Source organism: Clostridium sp. Cult3 (genome assembly GCF_021655115.1).
In the GTDB taxonomy this organism is placed as follows: Bacteria; Bacillota; Clostridia; order Tissierellales; family Tepidimicrobiaceae; genus PPXY01.
This window is the reverse complement of sequence record NZ_PPXY01000038.1, coordinates 47,792-65,398: the sequence shown is the minus strand read 5'-3', so window position 1 is coordinate 65,398 and position 17,607 is coordinate 47,792. Positions and strand designations below refer to the sequence as shown.

General features: G+C 34.3%; 13 protein-coding genes and 1 other RNA gene. All 14 read right to left on the bottom strand.

From position 1 onward, the window contains the following. Nucleotides 1–90: 90 nt before the first annotated feature. Nucleotides 91–1,461 (bottom strand): restriction endonuclease, encoded by a 1,371-nt coding sequence (locus C3E88_RS07915; protein ID WP_236909630.1) that lies wholly within the window; start codon nt 1,459–1,461, stop codon nt 91–93. Between the two features lie 594 nt (nt 1,462–2,055). Next, nucleotides 2,056–2,406, bottom strand: a transfer-messenger RNA (tmRNA) gene (ssrA, locus tag C3E88_RS07910). Between the two features lie 165 nt (nt 2,407–2,571). Continuing rightward, a complete protein-coding gene (smpB, locus tag C3E88_RS07905) occupies nt 2,572–3,036 on the bottom strand; it encodes an SsrA-binding protein SmpB (protein ID WP_236909629.1) in 465 nt (154 codons plus the stop codon). Nucleotides 3,037–3,134: 98 nt separating this feature from the next. Continuing rightward, nucleotides 3,135–5,261: a ribonuclease R gene (gene rnr, locus C3E88_RS07900; protein ID WP_236909628.1), complete on the bottom strand. Its 2,127-nt coding sequence runs from the start codon at nt 5,259–5,261 to the stop codon at nt 3,135–3,137. Nucleotides 5,262–5,378: 117 nt separating this feature from the next. Further along, nucleotides 5,379–6,554: a D-alanine--D-alanine ligase family protein gene (locus tag C3E88_RS07895; RefSeq protein ID WP_236909627.1), complete on the bottom strand. Its 1,176-nt coding sequence runs from the start codon at nt 6,552–6,554 to the stop codon at nt 5,379–5,381. A 15-nt stretch (nt 6,555–6,569) separates the two neighbouring features. Further along, complete coding sequence (locus C3E88_RS07890) at nt 6,570–8,216, bottom strand: UDP-N-acetylmuramoyl-tripeptide--D-alanyl-D-alanine ligase (RefSeq protein ID WP_236909626.1); 1,647 nt, start codon at nt 8,214–8,216, stop codon at nt 6,570–6,572. Between the two features lie 43 nt (nt 8,217–8,259). Then, nucleotides 8,260–9,027 carry an alpha/beta fold hydrolase gene (locus C3E88_RS07885; protein ID WP_236909625.1) on the bottom strand — a complete coding sequence of 256 codons (768 nt, stop codon included), beginning with the start codon at nt 9,025–9,027 and terminating at the stop codon, nt 8,260–8,262. Between the two features lie 181 nt (nt 9,028–9,208). Next, nucleotides 9,209–11,221 (bottom strand): sodium-translocating pyrophosphatase, encoded by a 2,013-nt coding sequence (locus tag C3E88_RS07880; RefSeq protein ID WP_236909624.1) that lies wholly within the window; start codon nt 11,219–11,221, stop codon nt 9,209–9,211. Nucleotides 11,222–11,241: 20 nt separating this feature from the next. After that, nucleotides 11,242–11,469, bottom strand: coding sequence for a preprotein translocase subunit SecG (secG, locus tag C3E88_RS07875; protein ID WP_236909623.1), 228 nt, complete (start codon nt 11,467–11,469; stop codon nt 11,242–11,244). 138 nt (nt 11,470–11,607) lie between these two features. Beyond that, nucleotides 11,608–12,900 (bottom strand): phosphopyruvate hydratase, encoded by a 1,293-nt coding sequence (eno, locus tag C3E88_RS07870; protein WP_236909622.1) that lies wholly within the window; start codon nt 12,898–12,900, stop codon nt 11,608–11,610. A gap of 76 nt (nt 12,901–12,976) precedes the next feature. Continuing rightward, nucleotides 12,977–14,506, bottom strand: coding sequence for a 2,3-bisphosphoglycerate-independent phosphoglycerate mutase (gpmI, locus tag C3E88_RS07865; protein ID WP_442870640.1), 1,530 nt, complete (start codon nt 14,504–14,506; stop codon nt 12,977–12,979). 15 nt (nt 14,507–14,521) lie between these two features. Beyond that, nucleotides 14,522–15,268, bottom strand: a complete 747-nt coding sequence (gene tpiA, locus C3E88_RS07860; protein ID WP_236909620.1) for a triose-phosphate isomerase — start codon at nt 15,266–15,268, stop codon at nt 14,522–14,524. 12 nt (nt 15,269–15,280) lie between these two features. After that, entirely contained in the window at nt 15,281–16,474 is a 1,194-nt protein-coding gene (locus tag C3E88_RS07855) for a phosphoglycerate kinase (protein ID WP_236909619.1), read from the bottom strand. 97 nt (nt 16,475–16,571) lie between these two features. Continuing rightward, on the bottom strand, nt 16,572–17,576 hold the full coding sequence (gap, locus tag C3E88_RS07850) for a type I glyceraldehyde-3-phosphate dehydrogenase (protein WP_236909618.1): 1,005 nt from the start codon (nt 17,574–17,576) through the stop codon (nt 16,572–16,574). Nucleotides 17,577–17,607 lie beyond the last annotated feature (31 nt).

Genomic DNA, 17,607 nt, shown 5'->3' with positions numbered 1-17,607 from the left:
TTATGTATAATAAAAAAAGCGAAAAAGCATTAAAATATAAGGATCTAAGAAAAAGAAAGTATTCGTGAGTTTTTGTCCAATATTAAGGGGTCAATCCGAGTTTGCTAATTCTATAGCTGAATTTGAAAAAACACTATTTGTAATTACCATAACTTTATCTAACCTATAATATTTTTTTCCTGCCACTGCTTCTTGAACTGCAGCATTGCCTACAGTCCCAGTATAGCACTTAGCTTGTATCCCTATTTTTATACTATTCTTTTCACAAATAACATCTATTCCCTGATCACCTGATTGTTTTGTAATTTCAGTAGTATATCCTTGCTTTACAAACAGTTGTGAAATAAATTGTTCAAACTCCACCCCATTCATAAGATCAATATCATCTATAGTAATTGTATTTAAATCCTCTTCCCTCTTTTTCAGAAGTTTTCTTTTAAATACATCCATTTTTTGTTTTTTCTTAGCCTCATTATATACATCTACAAACTCATCATAGCAAAGAACATAATTATTATTGTTTTTAAATATATTATTAGTCATTAAATAATATATGAATTTTCCAGCAGTATAAATATTATCATGATTTATAGTGTCTATATAGAGGTAGGATTCCACAGCATTTCCTAAATCCATTGTAGTTATTTCATTAAAATACTCGCTATACTCTTTTTCCCATTCTTTAGATAACCTCAATTTAATCAATTTGTTTATCAACAAATAGACAACATACGGTATATTGTCTATATCTATACTATATCTATCTTTAAATAACTCAAATAAAAGAAATAATCCCTCACTAAAATATGAAACAACTAGCCCTTCATTTTCTAATTTTATTTCTTCATAGATTTTGTTACCAACTTGATTAACTTCAATTTCTGAATAACATGCTCTTTTTATTTCATCTGATAACATTAGAAATGATGAAGCCCCATTCTTATACTTATATACTAAAAATGCTTCAATTTGCGTAATTAAAATAGGATTTACAAATAAATCAAGGGGCATTTCATTAAAAAAGTTCATAATCATCATAATCATTTCTTCATCCGAATCAATTATATCATTTACGCATTGCTCTATACCCATTGCAACTTCAAGCATCTCTTCTAAATGATTCGCATTTATTTTGTCATAATGTTCTTTAATAAGTAAATAGTTATAATAATATACTTGAATTTCAGAATTCCCTATCTCCATAACTATCATATCATCACTTATTTTGAAAATTCTGTATTCCAGGATATCCATTATATTACTACCTTTAATTTCCTTCCACAATTCACCATAATCATCATAGGTTCTAATGCTAAATGACTTTCCAAACAATCTCATATCTGCATTAATATACTGTTTTTCTTCTTCATCGTAAAATAAAATATGATCAAGTTTCGTATGTTCTAGCTTGAAATCCTCCTTATATTTTTCTTCGAACTTTTGTGTTGATTGTATTCCCATTATAATCACTCCTTAGTTGAATTAGGTTTTACCAAAAATATCAGCTTAATCTTTAACTCAACCCTTCCTTTTACACAATTTTATTAAAACAACTTATTCCTCCTACCCCAGCATATGTATCATATATCGTACAATGATATATTTTCTAGGTTTATATAAAATTACAACATTAAAGGGAAGATAAGTTCTTCCAATAACCTATTTTCTATTAATCTTACAACCTCTCTCACTAGATATAAACTCAATCTCAACTGTTAAAATAATCTTTATACCTCCAACAATTTCTATAATAATCACCTCCAATTCCAAGGTTAAAATACTATTTCCATTATACCCTATATTCAGATAATTTGGAAATTAAATCTAAAAACTCTCCATTTAGGATTTTCCTATAAGGCATAATTCAAAAATTCCATCCTCCCCATCCCCCTTATCGCTAAAAAGTGCACCCACCAACAAAAAACTGCACACCTTTGTGCATAATTTAGCATTACTGTGTGCAAATATAGAAAATTCATCTTAAATTTATCCCCAAAAAACAAAAACCCCTTGAAATCAAGGAGTTTCTATTGTATCAATATTTAAGTTCTTTTATGGTGGAGGCGGTGGGAATCGAACCCACGTCCGAAAACATTTCCACAAGAGTTTCTCCGAGTGCAGTCAGTAATTTGACATTCCCTCCACTAGACTCCTACTGACAGGATTCCAGTTTTGGTAGCTTCATAGATTCCGTTCCTTACTCAAAGCTTTGTAAGGCTCGGTTCCCCACTAAGTTGGCGCCCTATCCCAAGTCGTGGGATTCTCGGGTAGGACGTGCTACTTTAATTAAGCAGCAAATGCGTAATTATCGTTTGCGTTTAATTTAGTTGTCATTTTTTTACGTTGTTTGACGACAACGACTCGCTACTCCTGTTTCCACATCCCCGTCGAAACCTTTTCGCCCCCATGTTAAATTCTGTATACACCTTATTTTGGTGCATTATTCATTATAGCAAAATAATGATATTATGTCAATTAGTCAGATTTTATAATTTACATAAAATTCCTCAATAGTAAAAGCCATATCTTTACTAGACTCAGGATGACATAGAAAATGACATCCTGATAATCTTACCTATATTTCTCTGACATATGTTGTTGCATTCTTCTTTCTGCATCTCTTTTTGCTATAGTTTCTCTTTTATCATATAGTTTCTTACCCTTTGCTATGGCTAGTTCCACCTTCACCAATCCATCTTTTATATATACAGTTAATGGTATCAATGTATAGCCTTTTTGCATAACTGCCGCTGATAATCTTCTAATCTCCCTTTTATGGAGTAATAGTTTTCTCTTCCTAACAGGATCTACATTATAGATATTACCCTGTTCATAAGGACTTATGTGCATACTATATACAAATACTTCCCCATTTTCTACTACCGCATAGCTTTCCTTTATATTTATCTTACCTTGTCTTATAGATTTAACCTCTGTTCCCCTTAGAGCAATACCTGCTTCTATGGTTTCTTCAATAAAGTACTCGTGTTTTGCTTTTCTGTTAGAGGCTACAATCTTTACATTTTCTTTTTTCATAACATCACCACACTAATTTTAGTCTAACTATGAGTTTATCAAGGTTTTGCTCGACTGTCAATATATCTTTCCATCATTAAGGCGACCAAAGGTCGCCTCTACATCTTGCTCTCAGGTACCAGCATAAAATCTATATTTCTCTTTACCAAATCTGTATTTATTACAGTAATATTTACTGTATCTCCTAATCTATATATTTTATTAGTATGTTCTCCTATAATATAGTACTTATCTTCATCAAAATAATAATAATCATCTATCATATTGCTAAAATGGACCAAACCTTCTATAGTATTGTCCAATTGGACATACATTCCAAAATGGGTTAATGAAGATATGATACCTTCATAGGAATTGCCAATCCTTGTAGACATATATTCAGCCTTTTTCAAATCCTCCACTTCTCTTTCTGCTTCCTCAGCTGTTCTTTCCGTTATAGAGGTATGATCCGCTACCTTTGGTAGTAGAACGTTTAATCTATCCTGTTCATCAGAATTTAGCCTACCACTAATATAGCTTTTTACAATCCTATGAATCTGTAAGTCTGGATATCGCCTAATAGGCGCTGTAAAGTGACTATAATATTTAGCTGCCAACCCAAAGTGTATATCTTCTTCACTACTATATCTAGCCTTTTTCAAGGATCTTAAAAGAAGGGTATTGATTAGTGTTTCTTCCTTTTTTCCTTTTACTTCCTTAGTTAGTAACTGTAATTCCTTTGGATGAACTTCTTGGCTTCCTTTAATAACATATCCAAAGTTATGAATAAATTTGTTGAATTCTTCTATTCTTTCCATATCAGGTTCTTCATGAATTCTATATAAGAAAGGAACATCTGCCCAATAGAAATGTTCTGCAATAGTTTCGTTGCATACTAACATAAATTCTTCAATCATCCTATTGGCAATTCGTCTATCTTCCTTTACAATATCTACAGGTATGCCATCTTCGTCTAGTATTATCATTGCTTCTGGAAAGTCGAAGTCTATACTACCCCTTCTTTCTCTTTTTTCATAGAGGATATGGCATAATTCTTCCATCATCCTTAAGTCTTCTGAAACTCCTTCTAGTTTTCTTAATGCTTTCTCGTCATCTTTCTCCAATAGATCTGAAACATCTTCATATACAAGTCTTGCCTTGCTTTTTATGACTCCTTCCACTATTTCATGATCTACTACATTGCCACTTTTATCTATTTCCATTAATACAGATAGAGTCAGTCTATCCTTATCAGGATTCAAACTGCATATTCCATTAGACAATTCTTTTGGCAGCATGGGTATGACCCGATCTACAAGATATACACTATTTCCCCTCTTATAGGCTTCCTTATCAAGGGCAGTTCTTTCCTTCACATAATGGGATACATCAGCTATATGGACTCCTAGTTTATAATTTCCGTTGGATAGCTTTTCTATAGATACTGCGTCATCTAAATCCTTTGCATCAGCTCCATCGATAGTAAAAGTGTTTAATTCCCTTAGGTCCACCCTCTTTTCGATTTCCTCTTGAGGTACAGTTTGTTCAATGGAGTTTGCTTGAGTTTGTACTTTCTGTGGAAACTCTTCTGGCAATTTAAATTGCTTTATTATAGATAAAATATCAGTACCTTTTTCCCCTACATATCCTAAGATTTCTACTATCTTTCCTTCTGGATTTCTTCTTTTTTCTGGCCATCTGGTTATTTCTACTACTACTTTTTGATTGGTCTTAGCACCATTAATATCCGATTTGGATACAAATATATCATAGGCTAGCCTAGTGTCATCTGGTATTACAAATCCAAAATTTTTGCTACTTTCAAAGGTACCTACTATAGTATCATTAGTTCTTTCGAGAATCCTAATTACTTCTCCTTCTTCTTTTTTCCCAGGTGCTCCTCTGCTGATTATTCTTAGAATTACCCTATCACCATGAAGGGCTCCATTCATGTCCTCAGCTGGTATAAATATGTCTTCTTTTGTTTTATCATCAGGAATTAGAAAACCAAATCCCTTTTCGTTCCCCTCTATCTTTCCTACTACTAAATTCATTTTTTCTACTAAACCGTATCTTTCATTTCGTGTCTTTATGATTACTCCTTCCTTTTCCATATCCTCTAATACATTGTAGAATATGGCAATTTCCTTTCCTTCTAATCCAAATTGAAGGGCTAATTCTTCTTTTAACATAGGCTTATAGACCTTCTTTTCCATAAGCTCTATTATGTTTTCCCTAAGACTCATTACCTTCCTCCCCTTATAGTTTCTTTATTCATCTAATTAATATATTAAACACTAGTTTATCCAATTATACCATGTATTTCTCTATTTGTTTAAAAAAAATGTAAGATATAAAATATCCTACATTTTTCCTACCTTACTACCTCCTAAATGAACTTTGTTAAACAGATCTGCATCATAATGATACATGTTATTATTCTTTTCATCATGAACTCTAATAGCTATATCTATCATATTATCTATTAATTTTTGAAAAGAATACCCTTTGCCTTCCCAAAGATAAAAAGCAATAGAACCTGGTAGTGTATTTATTTCATTAACGTATATATTGTTGTCTCTATCTAGTAGAAAATCTATTCTTGCATTACCTTCCCCATCAATGACCATAAATGCTTTACTTGCAATATCCTCTATATTTTCTCTTATATTATCTTCAATATCTGCTGGAATTATTCTTCTACTTCCTTCCTTGCCTAATCCCTTAGCATTGCTTTTTATATATTTATCTTCAAAAGTTAGTATCTCATCCCAGCCTAAAGGTTCTTCACATAGGGAAGCAATAACATTATCATCATAACCCATTACTGCACAATTTATCTCTCTTGGGTTTTCTATTGCCTCCTCTACTATTATCTTTCGATCATATCTTATGGCAATTTCCATTGCATGGATAAGCCCTTCTCTATCCTTTGCCTTAGATATGCCAATACTAGAACCAAGATTAGCTGGCTTTACAAATACAGGATAACCTAATCCTTCTTCAATGTCCTTTATAGTTTTTTTCTGATCATCTATCCATTCCCTTCTATAGAACCACATGTAATCTACTATAGGTAAGCCATTAGCCTTAAATACATCCTTCATAAGTATTTTATCCATTCCTACCGATGAAGCCAATACTCCACTACCTACATAAGGTATATTCATCAATTCAAATAATCCTTGGATGGTGCCGTCTTCACCATTGGTCCCGTGTATAGTAGGAAATATTATGTCTATCTTATCCATTACCTTTTTCTTGAATAAACCTATGTTTTCAGGATGGCTATACAGATTGTGATCATTAGTTTTTGGTGTTAATACTACTTCCTGTAAGTCATCTAAATTGCTATCCTTAAAGTTTTCGAACTTCATCAAGCTATCCCCTGTAAACCATTTACCTTCCTTGTCAATATATATTGGGATTACATGATACTTATCCTTGTCAATGTTTTCCATCACCTGAAGTCCTGTAATTACAGAGACTTCATGTTCTACACTACGCCCACCGAATATAACTGCTACTCTTTTTTTCATAAAATTCCCTCCTATCTACTCATCATAATTATCTGGTAGATCATTTTCAAATAGTATTACATCTTTCGGCCTTGCTATCAATTGAATTTTCTCTGTTGCTTCATCTAAATTATTTACAACAAATATATTATCTTTATTGTATCCTACTTCCATCAATCCTTCATAGATAGGAACAGTCCTCTTTGCTCCTACTAAAATTACATAGTCACATACCTTTCCAATATTGACTCCAAATTCCCTATTGGCCTCAGCTTCCCTTCTACCTAGTTCTACCATACCAGGAGTTACTATGATCTTTCTCCCTTCTTTAAACTGGCTTAGTACGTCTAAAGCTGCCTTTGCGCCAATAGGATTTGAGTTGAAGGCATCATCGATTATTATTATTCCTGTACCTGGGTTTATAATGTTTAATCTGTGAGGAATAGGCTCTATTTTTTGTATGCCTTTTTTGATTTCCTCAAAACCCATCCCCATGGCTACGGCTACACTGGCTCCTGCTAATATATTGTATATATTGTGTTTCCCAAGGAGCTTAGTAGTGCATCTTATATTGTTCCCTTCTTTATCCCTTATGGTAAAAGTAGATCCTAGTTCAGACACCTCTACATCTTCAGCATATATATCTAAATCCTCGGTATTTTCCATCCCGTATAATATCTTTTCTTTAAAGGTCTTATCCGCCAATTTTTTAATATGTTCATTGTCATAATTAAATATGGCGACTCCATCGGTAGGAAGTTCTTCGATTAATTCATATTTAGTTTTCATTATATTTTCTAGGTTCTTGAAGGTCTCTAAATGAGTGGGGCCAATAGATGTAATAACTCCAATTTTAGGCTTAGTTAGTTCAGTCAGTTCCCTAATATCACCTATATTTCTAGCTCCCATTTCAGCTATAAATATCTGATGCTTATCGGTCAAATCATCATTTATTACCTTACTCAAACCCATAGGGGTATTGTAGCTTTCTGGAGTGTTTAGCACTCTATATTTTTGTTTTAATATAGTTCCCGTTATAAATTTAGTACTAGTTTTGCCAAAGCTTCCGGTAATACCAACTACATGCAGCCCCTTCATAGAACCTATTTTATCTTGAGCCTGTTGAAAATATCGTGTATTAATAGTATTTTCAACAGGCTTAACTAGTATATTGGATAGATACATGGTTTCTGATTGAAAATAATATAGTATAGTTCCCAATAAAAACAGTACTGGGGAGTATAATATTGTATCACTAATATTTTTTGTATATATCGTACAGATGATTAATAGTATGATTATATTTATTACAAAATTTGCTGCATAAAGCCTTTTAGCCCTTTTGGTAAATACTAAAGGCTTTTTTGCTTCATCATCCTTAGTTTTAGTTGACATCATGTAAAAAGTCCAAATTATATAATAAGCATATATTATAATCCTTTTAAAATTTCCTTGTTTTCCAATCAAAGCCACAATGATTATATAGGCTATGGTTATTCCCAAAATATATTTCATGGCCTTTTTTAATCTATCATTATATGCCCTATTGCTTTCTTTAAGCCACTTTCTATATTCTTTATCTTTGTATCCTTCCAACTGAATCATATGTAAGAAGTACTTAGATCTAGCAATTATAAGATATGCCCAGACGAGAGCTAATAATGAGATTACTAGCTTTATCAACTACTTCACCTCCGCAATCCCTATCTACATTATATTTGTTTATCTATTGGTTTGGCAATAAAAAAGCCCTTAGTATTATTGAAAATCTATTAAAATCGTCTAAGTATGAATAGTGACCTGCCCCTTCTAATACTACCAATCCACTATCGGGGATTTCTTCTTCCATGATCTTACCCATATAAAGTGGAGTTGCTGTATCCCTATCTCCCCATATCAATAGTGTAGGAGCCTTTATATCTTTCAGTAGGGGTCTTAAATCTTCGTTTACTACTTTGACCAATATCCTTCTCATTATACCATCAGCATCTTTGTAATCTGTTGAACCAAACTTTTTATAAAATCTCTTCATCTTCTTATCGTCATCTATCCAGAAAAATAGTCCTTTATATATGGCTTTTAAGGCCTTAAAGCAATATACCTTAATATAATACTTTAATCCTCTCCTTGGAATTAATCCTGCACTATCTAAGAGCACAATTTTATCTACTATTTCAGGATAAAGATTTCCTAACCATATGGAGACTTTACCTCCAAAGGAATGACCTATTAAGATGACTTTCTCCATTTCCATCTGATCGATAAATTGTTTAACCACTTTTGCATAATCACAAGAGCCATATACTTCCTTTGGTTCAGCACTACTACCAAAACCAGGTAAATCTAGGGCATATACTTTAAAATCAGATTTTAAAAGATTTACTATAGGTAAAACAGTTTCTATATTAGCTCCCCAGCCATGGAGAACCAACACATCTAGACCTTCCCCTTCACAAATATAATTCAGCTCTATATCTTCAATGGTTATTTTCATATTCTATACCTTCCTTTATTTAAAACAAAATATATATCCTTATACAAGTTTCAAAACCTGCCCTACTATAATATTATTATCTGTCCCTATAGGAATATAACAAATCCAATAGTTTTTACTAATAATATCTAATTATAAATTATACCATATAAAAAACCCTCCATTAGGAGGGATTTTTATATTATTTAAATAAGTTGAATAATACTCCACCGTAATTTAGGAAAAGCTCTGCAAATACTAAGGATACTATGGTCATTAGCTTTATTAATATGTTCAAAGATGGCCCCGAGGTATCCTTAAATGGATCTCCTACCGTATCTCCAACTACTGCAGCTTTATGGGCTTCACTGCCCTTACCACCATGATTTCCTTCTTCTATATACTTTTTAGCATTATCCCAAGCTCCTCCGGCATTGGCCATAAATATAGCCATTAATACGCCTGTAATTAGAGCACCTGCAATAAGTCCTCCTAAAGCTTCTGCTCCTAAAAGTAATCCTATTAATATAGGTACAACTACTGCTAATATGCCTGGTACTACCATTTCCCTTAAAGCGGCTTTTGTACTTATATCAACACAAGTGCTATATTCCGGTGTTGCTTTACCTTCCATTATTCCTGGGATTTCCCTAAATTGTCTTCTTACTTCTTCTATCATGCTAAAAGCAGCTTTTCCAACTGCTTCCATAGTCATAGCTGAGAATAGGAATGGTAACATTCCACCTATAAACAAACCTGCAATTACTGCTGGCTCTGTTAGGTTTATTCCACTTAAATGTACTGCCTGAGTATAAGATGCAAATAGTGCTAAAGCTGTCAAAGCTGCTGAACCTATTGCAAATCCTTTACCTACTGCAGCTGTTGTGTTTCCTACGGAATCCAGTTTGTCTGTAATATCCCTTACTTCTTCTGGCAAATCACACATCTCTGCAATTCCACCAGCGTTGTCAGCAATTGGACCATAAGCATCTACTGCAATAGTCATACCTGCTGTTGAAAGCATTCCTACAGCTGCTAATGCTATACCATATAATCCTGAGGCTGGATCTGTTAAACCTCCAGATACGTAGAAAGCAATCAATATACCAATGGCTATTACTATAATTGGTCCGCCAGTAGACATCATGCCCACAGATAGACCTCCAATGATATTAGTACTAGCTCCCGTTTCTGACTCACTAGCAATCCTCTTTACTGGTGCATGATCTGCTGATGTATAGTATTCAGTAATTCTTGCAATAATTAGTCCTACTGCTAACCCTGCTAAAATAGCTATAAAGGGTTTATTTGAATCTAAAATTCTTCTACTTAGAATAAATGCAAATACCACCGTTATGGCGGATGAAACTAAAGTTCCATTATTTAATGCCTTTTGTGGATCCTTATCCCCTCTTACGAAATAAACTCCTATTATGGATGCTAATATTCCTACTGATGATAGTGCTAATGCAAACTTAACTCCACCATCGCCATAAGCAACTAATCCCAATGTAATAGCGGATATTATAGCTCCAACATAGGATTCGAATAAATCTGCTCCCATCCCTGCTACGTCTCCAACATTGTCTCCAACATTGTCGGCTATTACCGCAGGGTTTCTTGGGTCATCTTCAGGTATTCCTGCTTCTACTTTACCTACTAGGTCAGCGCCTACGTCAGCTGCCTTAGTATATATTCCCCCACCTACCCTAGCAAATAACGCAATAGATGAAGCTCCTAAACCAAAACCTGTAATGATTGATGGCTCTTCAAATAGTATGTATAACACAGATACACCTATTATTCCTAACCCAACAACACTCATACCCATTACTGCTCCGCCAGAAAAAGCTACGTTTAAAGCACTATTCATACCTTTTTCTTTAGCTGCATTAGCAGTTCTCACATTAGCTTTTGTAGCTACTTTCATGCCAAAATAACCAGCAAATATTGAGAATATAGCTCCTAATAGGAAAGATACTGCCGTCTGCCAATTTATTGCTATTATCAATATGATAAAAAGAGCAATAACAAATATAGACAAGGCTCTGTATTCTCTTCTTAAAAATGCCATAGCCCCTTCTTCTATAAAAGACGCTATTTCCTTCATTCTTTCGTTGCCAGGACTCACTTTCTCAATGGAACTGGCTTTATAAAAAGCAAATAGTAAGGCAATTATGCCAACTATTGGCGCAGCTATTACTGCAAAACCCATATTAACATACCTCCTCGTTCTTATTGAATTGCTGCAAGTACTATTGCAGATATCATAAACACAATTGCTGAAACTGTGGTTGCTTTCTTAAGGGTTGCTTCCATAGTTCTAGCCCCTGTTTTACCCCATATTTTTTCAGCACCACCACTAATGGCTCCAAGACCTTCTGATTTACTCTCTTGAAACAATACCGTTACGATCAATAAAATACTAGATATAAGAATTAAAGCTGAAAATAAAATCGTCATCTTTACACCTCCTACATTGGAATGGGAAAATATATTTTATCATACCATAAACATGACTATTTTAACACAGAGACACTATAAAATCAATAGCTATAATGCCGACAAAGATTAATAAAAGAAATAGTAAGGCTAGCCTTACTATTTCTTTATATTATAAAATGCTTTCCTTCCTCTATATTCACTAGTAGTTCCTAAGAAATCTTCAATTCTAAGTAGTTGATTATATTTGGCTACTCTATCAGTTCTTGATGGCGCCCCAGTTTTTATCTGTCCTGCATTTGTTGCTACTACCAGGTCTGCTATAGTAGTATCTTCTGTTTCCCCAGATCTATGGGACACTACTGCTGTATAGCCATGAACCTTTGCCATTTCTATAGTGTTTAACGTTTCAGTTAATGTTCCTATTTGATTTAACTTGACTAATACTGAGTTGGATACTCCTAAATCGATTCCTTTTTCTAAACGTTTAGTATTGGTAACAAATAGGTCGTCTCCTACTAATTGAATTCTATCTCCTAGCTTTTCAGTTAGTTTCTTCCAACCCTCCCAATCATCTTCAGCTAAGCCATCTTCTATAGATATGATTGGGTATTTTTCTACTATATCTACATAGTAATCTATCATCTCATCTACCGTTAGCTCTCTGTTTTCTCCTTCTAGTTTGTATACTTTCTTATCTTCATCATACATTTCCGTAGCAGCTACGTCTAATGCTAAATACACATCTTCTCCTGGTTTATATCCAGCTTTTTCTATAGCTTCAACTATGGTTTTTAGAGCTTCTTCATTGCTAGATAAATTTGGTGCAAAACCACCTTCATCGCCAACAGCAGTATTTAAGCCTTTTGATTTTAATACGGCCTTTAAGCTATGAAATACCTCAGCCCCCATTCTCAAAGCTTCTTTAAAATTAGCTGCTCCTACAGGCATTACCATAAATTCTTGAATGTCTACATTGTTATCTGCATGTTCTCCACCATTAAGAATATTCATCATAGGAACAGGTAATACCTTGGCATTTACTCCACCAATATAGTTAAATAGAGGCATTCCCAATTCATCAGCTGCTGCTCTAGCTACTGCTAAAGATACCCCAAGGATAGCATTAGCTCCAAGTTTTCCTTTGTTTTCTGTTCCATCTAATTCTATAAGGGTCATATCTATGCCAACTTGATCATATACATCCATTCCAATTATTTCTTCTGCAATTATATTATTGACATTATCTACTGCATTCATAACTCCTTTACCTAAATATCTTTCCTTGTCCCCATCTCTCAATTCTACCGCTTCAAAGGCTCCTGTACTTGCTCCAGATGGTACCAGAGCTCTACCATGAGCATCCAACTCTGTCCAAACTTCTACTTCCACTGTTGGATTACCTCTGGAATCTAGTACTTCTCTAGCATATATATCTGTTATCAAACTCATATTCTTTTCCTCCTCTTTATTCAATTAACAATTCATATTTCACAATTACTCTACAATTATATATTTATTATTATTTTTAATTATCAATTATAAGGCTTTTGCCAGTCATTTCCTCTGGTTTTTCTAGTCCCATCATATCTAATAATGTAGGTGCCAAATCAGCCAATATTCCTTCTCTTAATCTAGCATCTTCTCCAACCATGATTAACGGAACCTTATTTGTGGTATGGGCTGTTATAGGACTGTTGTCTTTTTCATCTATTAACATCTCAGCATTACCATGATCTGCAGTTATTAAGGCCTTACCACCCTTTTCTAGAAGCAAATCTATTATTTCCCCTAGGCATGCATCCACTGTTTCCACTGCCTTTACTGCCGCTTCTACTACTCCTGTGTGACCTACCATATCTGGGTTTGCAAAGTTTAGGATTATTAAATGATATTTATCCATATTCAGTCTATTTAATACCTCTTCCTTTACTTCTATGGCACTCATCTCTGGTTTTAGATCGTAGGTAGCTACTTTAGGTGAGGGAACTAATACCCTATCTTCATTTTCATATGGTTCTTCCCTTCCACCATTAAAGAAAAAGGTTACATGAGCGTATTTTTCCGTTTCGGCAATTCTCAGTTGATTAAGGCCTATATTACCTATATACTCTCCCAATGTATTTTCCGGTTTTTCTGGTTTAAAGACCACATGGACATTTTTTATGGTCTTATCATATTCCGTCATAGTAACGAAGAAGGTATCTACCTTTTTTCCTCTTTCAAAACCATGGAAGTCCTCATCTACTATAGATCTAGTTATCTGCCTAGCTCTATCAGGTCTAAAGTTAAAGAATATTATAGAATCTCCACTATCTATGGTAGCTATAGGTCTATTGTTCTCTGTAATTACTGTTGGTATAATAAATTCATCATTTATACCTTCATCGTAAGATTTTTGCACTGCCTCTGTGGGAGATGAATCCATCTTTCCACTGCCTAAAACCATAGCATCATAGGCAAGCTTTGTCCTTTCCCATCTATTGTCTCTATCCATTGCATAATATCTTCCAGATACCGTTGCAATACGCCCTACTCCAATTTCAGCTATTTTTTGTTCAAGTTCTTTTAAATGTTGTTTACCAATAGTAGGTGGTACATCTCTACCATCTAAAAAAGCATGAACATACACGTCTTCTAATCCTTGTCTTTTACATAGTTCCAATAGCCCATATAGGTGGGTGTTATGAGAGTGAACCCCTCCATCAGATACCAAGCCCATTATGTGAAGTTTAGAGTTGTTATCTTTAACATTGTCTACGGCCTGTAAAAATTCTTCTTTGTTGAAAAAATCTCCTTCTTTTATGGATTTAGTTATCTTAGTCAATTCTTGATATACTATCCTTCCCGAGCCTATATTTAAATGACCAACTTCTGAATTTCCCATTTGTCCTTCTGGTAAACCTACTGCTAAACCACTGGCCTCTAGTTTTGTATTAGGATAATCCTTCATAAGTCTATCAAAGTTTGGAGTATTCGCTAGATGTATAACATTGCCTTCATATTCTTTTCCAAGTCCCCAGCCATCTAATACTATCAACATTACTGGTTTGGTCATATCTATATCCTCCATCTAATAGTTAATTAGTTTTACAAAATCCGAAGCATTAAGGCTTGCACCTCCAACTAATGCTCCATCTATTTCTTCCTTATCCATCAAATCCCTTATAGTATCTGGTTTCACGCTTCCTCCATATTGGATTCTAATGTTGTTCTCTGCTTCTTGACCATATTTATCGACTATTATCTCCCTAATAAAGCCACACATCTCATTAGCATCATCGCTAGATGCAGTTTTGCCTGTACCTATAGCCCAAATAGGTTCATAGGCGATAACTATATCTTTTAACTGTTCTCCTTCAATATCTTCAAAAGCATTCAATACTTGATCCTTTACGATTTCCTTTTCTATGGACTTTTCCCTTTGTTCTAGAGTTTCTCCAACGCATACTATAGGTCTAATGCCATGTTTTAATGCAGATTTAATTTTATTGTTTACAGTTTCATCAGTTTCACTAAAATATTGTCTTCTCTCTGAATGGCCAATTATACAATAATCTATTCCTATCTCCTTCAGCATTAAAGGAGATATTTCACCAGTATAAGCCCCACTGTCTTCCCAATGCATGTTCTGGGCACCTAGCCTTATATTTGTTCCTTCTAAGGCTTTCTTCACCTCGTTGAGATTTATAAAGGGTACACATACTACAGCCTCTACATCTTCGTTTAGATTATGTTTTTTAATATCATCTATCAATTTAAGGGATTGAGATAAGGTATTGTTCATCTTCCAATTCCCTGCAATTATTGGCTTCCGCATTAATATCCTCCTTTATTTATCACTAATAGCTGCAATTCCTGGTAATTCCTTTCCCTCTAAGAATTCTAAGGATGCTCCTCCACCTGTAGATATATGGGTCATCTTTTCTCCAAAACCTGCCTTTTCTACAGCAGAAGCACTATCTCCACCACCAACTATAGTTGTAGCATCAGCTTCCGCCATTGCTTTAGCTATAGCGTCAGTACCTTTTTTGAAATTTTCCATTTCAAATACTCCCATAGGTCCATTCCAAACAATTGTCTTGGCTTTTTTTATCTCTTCTGAAAATAGTTTTATGGTTTCTTCTCCCATATCCATTCCCATCATATCCTGTGGAATACTATCTATCTTAACTGTTTTAAACTCCGTATCGTTTTTGAACTCCTTAGCTACTACAATATCTATAGGCAGTAAAAGCTTTACTCCCTTTTCATCTGCTTCTGTAAGTAGTTGATTGGCTAAACCTACCTTATCGTCTTCTAATATAGAAGTTCCTATTTCATAACCTTGAGCCTTCAAGAAGGTATAGGCCATTCCTCCACCAATCAATATTGTATCTACCTTGTTTAGAAGATTTTCTATAACTCCTATCTTATCCGATACCTTAGCACCACCTAATATGGCTACAAAAGGCTTCTCAGGGTTCTCCAAGGCTTTCCCCATAACGGATATCTCCTTCTCTACTAAATAACCTACTGCCGAGGGCAACCTCCTGGAAATACCTACATTAGATGTATGAGCTCTATGAGATGTACCAAAAGCGTCGTTTATATACAATTCTCCCAAGGAAGCTAGTTCTTTAGCAAAATTTTCGTCATTTTTTTCTTCTTCTTTTCTAAATCTAGTATTCTCTAAAAGAATTACATCTCCGTCTTTCATTTTAGAAACTATTCCTTTGACATTATCACTAACTACCCTATCATCTTTTGCAAATGTTACTTCTTTATTTAACAGTTCTGATAGTCTTTCAGCTACTGGAGCTAAGCTATATTTAGGATTTGCTTCCCCTTTGGGTCTTCCTAAATGGGACATCAATATGATTTTAGCTCCATTTTCTATTAAGTACTCAATTGTTGGTAAAGAACTTACTATTCTTCTATCGTCAGTAATATTTCTATCATCATCCATAGGAACATTGAAGTCACATCTAACTAATACATTTTTACCTTGTACTTGTAAATCTTCCAATGTCATCTTTTTTAACATTTATATCACCTCTCAGGAAAATATAGTTTACAATTCAAAATTACCCAACTTATCCTTAAAGTCTTTTTGGGCGACCAAAGGTCGCCCCTAATCTTAACTATTTATTTGCCACCATAGCAGCTAAATCAACTACTCTTTCAGAATATCCCCATTCGTTGTCGTACCAGGAAACTACCTTTACCATATTGTCTATTACCATAGTTGATAGCCCATCTACGATGGAGGAATGAGAATCTCCCCTATAGTCTATGGATACCAATGGTTCCTCTGAATACCCTAATACGCCCTTCATTGGACCTTCACTAGCTGCCTTTAATGCTTTGTTTACTTCTTCAGCTGTTGTAGTTTTTTCTACTTCAAATACCACATCTACTACTGAAACAGTAGGAGTTGGAACCCTCATAGCAAATCCATTTAACTTACCCTTTAATTCCGGTATAACTAAAGCTACTGCTTTAGCAGCTCCTGTAGTTGTTGGTATGATAGATTCAGCTGCTGCTCTTGCCCTTCTTAAATCCTTGTGTCTTTTATCTAGTATTTGCTGGTCATTAGTATAAGCGTGAACAGTAGTCATAAGGCCTTTTTTGATTCCAAAGTTATCTAATATCACCTTTGCCACTGGAGCAAGGCAGTTGGTTGTACAAGATGCATTTGATATAATGTGATGGTTTTCTGGATCATATTGATCATCATTAACACCCATTACTATAGTAACATCTTCATTCTTTGCAGGTGCAGTTAGAATAACCTTTTTCGCCCCTGCTTCTATATGTTTTGACAATCCTTCTCTATCTCTAAAAGCTCCTGTTGAGTCAATTACCAGCTCAACTCCCAAGTCCTTCCATGGAATTTCTGCTGGATTTCTGTGATCTACTCTTTTAATCTTCTTACCGTTAATTACAAATCCGTCTTCTACTACTTCAATAGTTCCATTAAACTTCCCATAAAGGGAGTCATATTTGAATAGATGAGCTAAAGTATTCAAATCACCCGATGCATTTAATGCTACTATTTCAAATTCATCTACATCATTTTCAAAGTAAATTCTTAAAACATCTCTTCCTATTCTACCAAAACCACTTAATCCAACTTTCATTGTCATAAGTATTCCTCCTTAATAATATAATTTTATA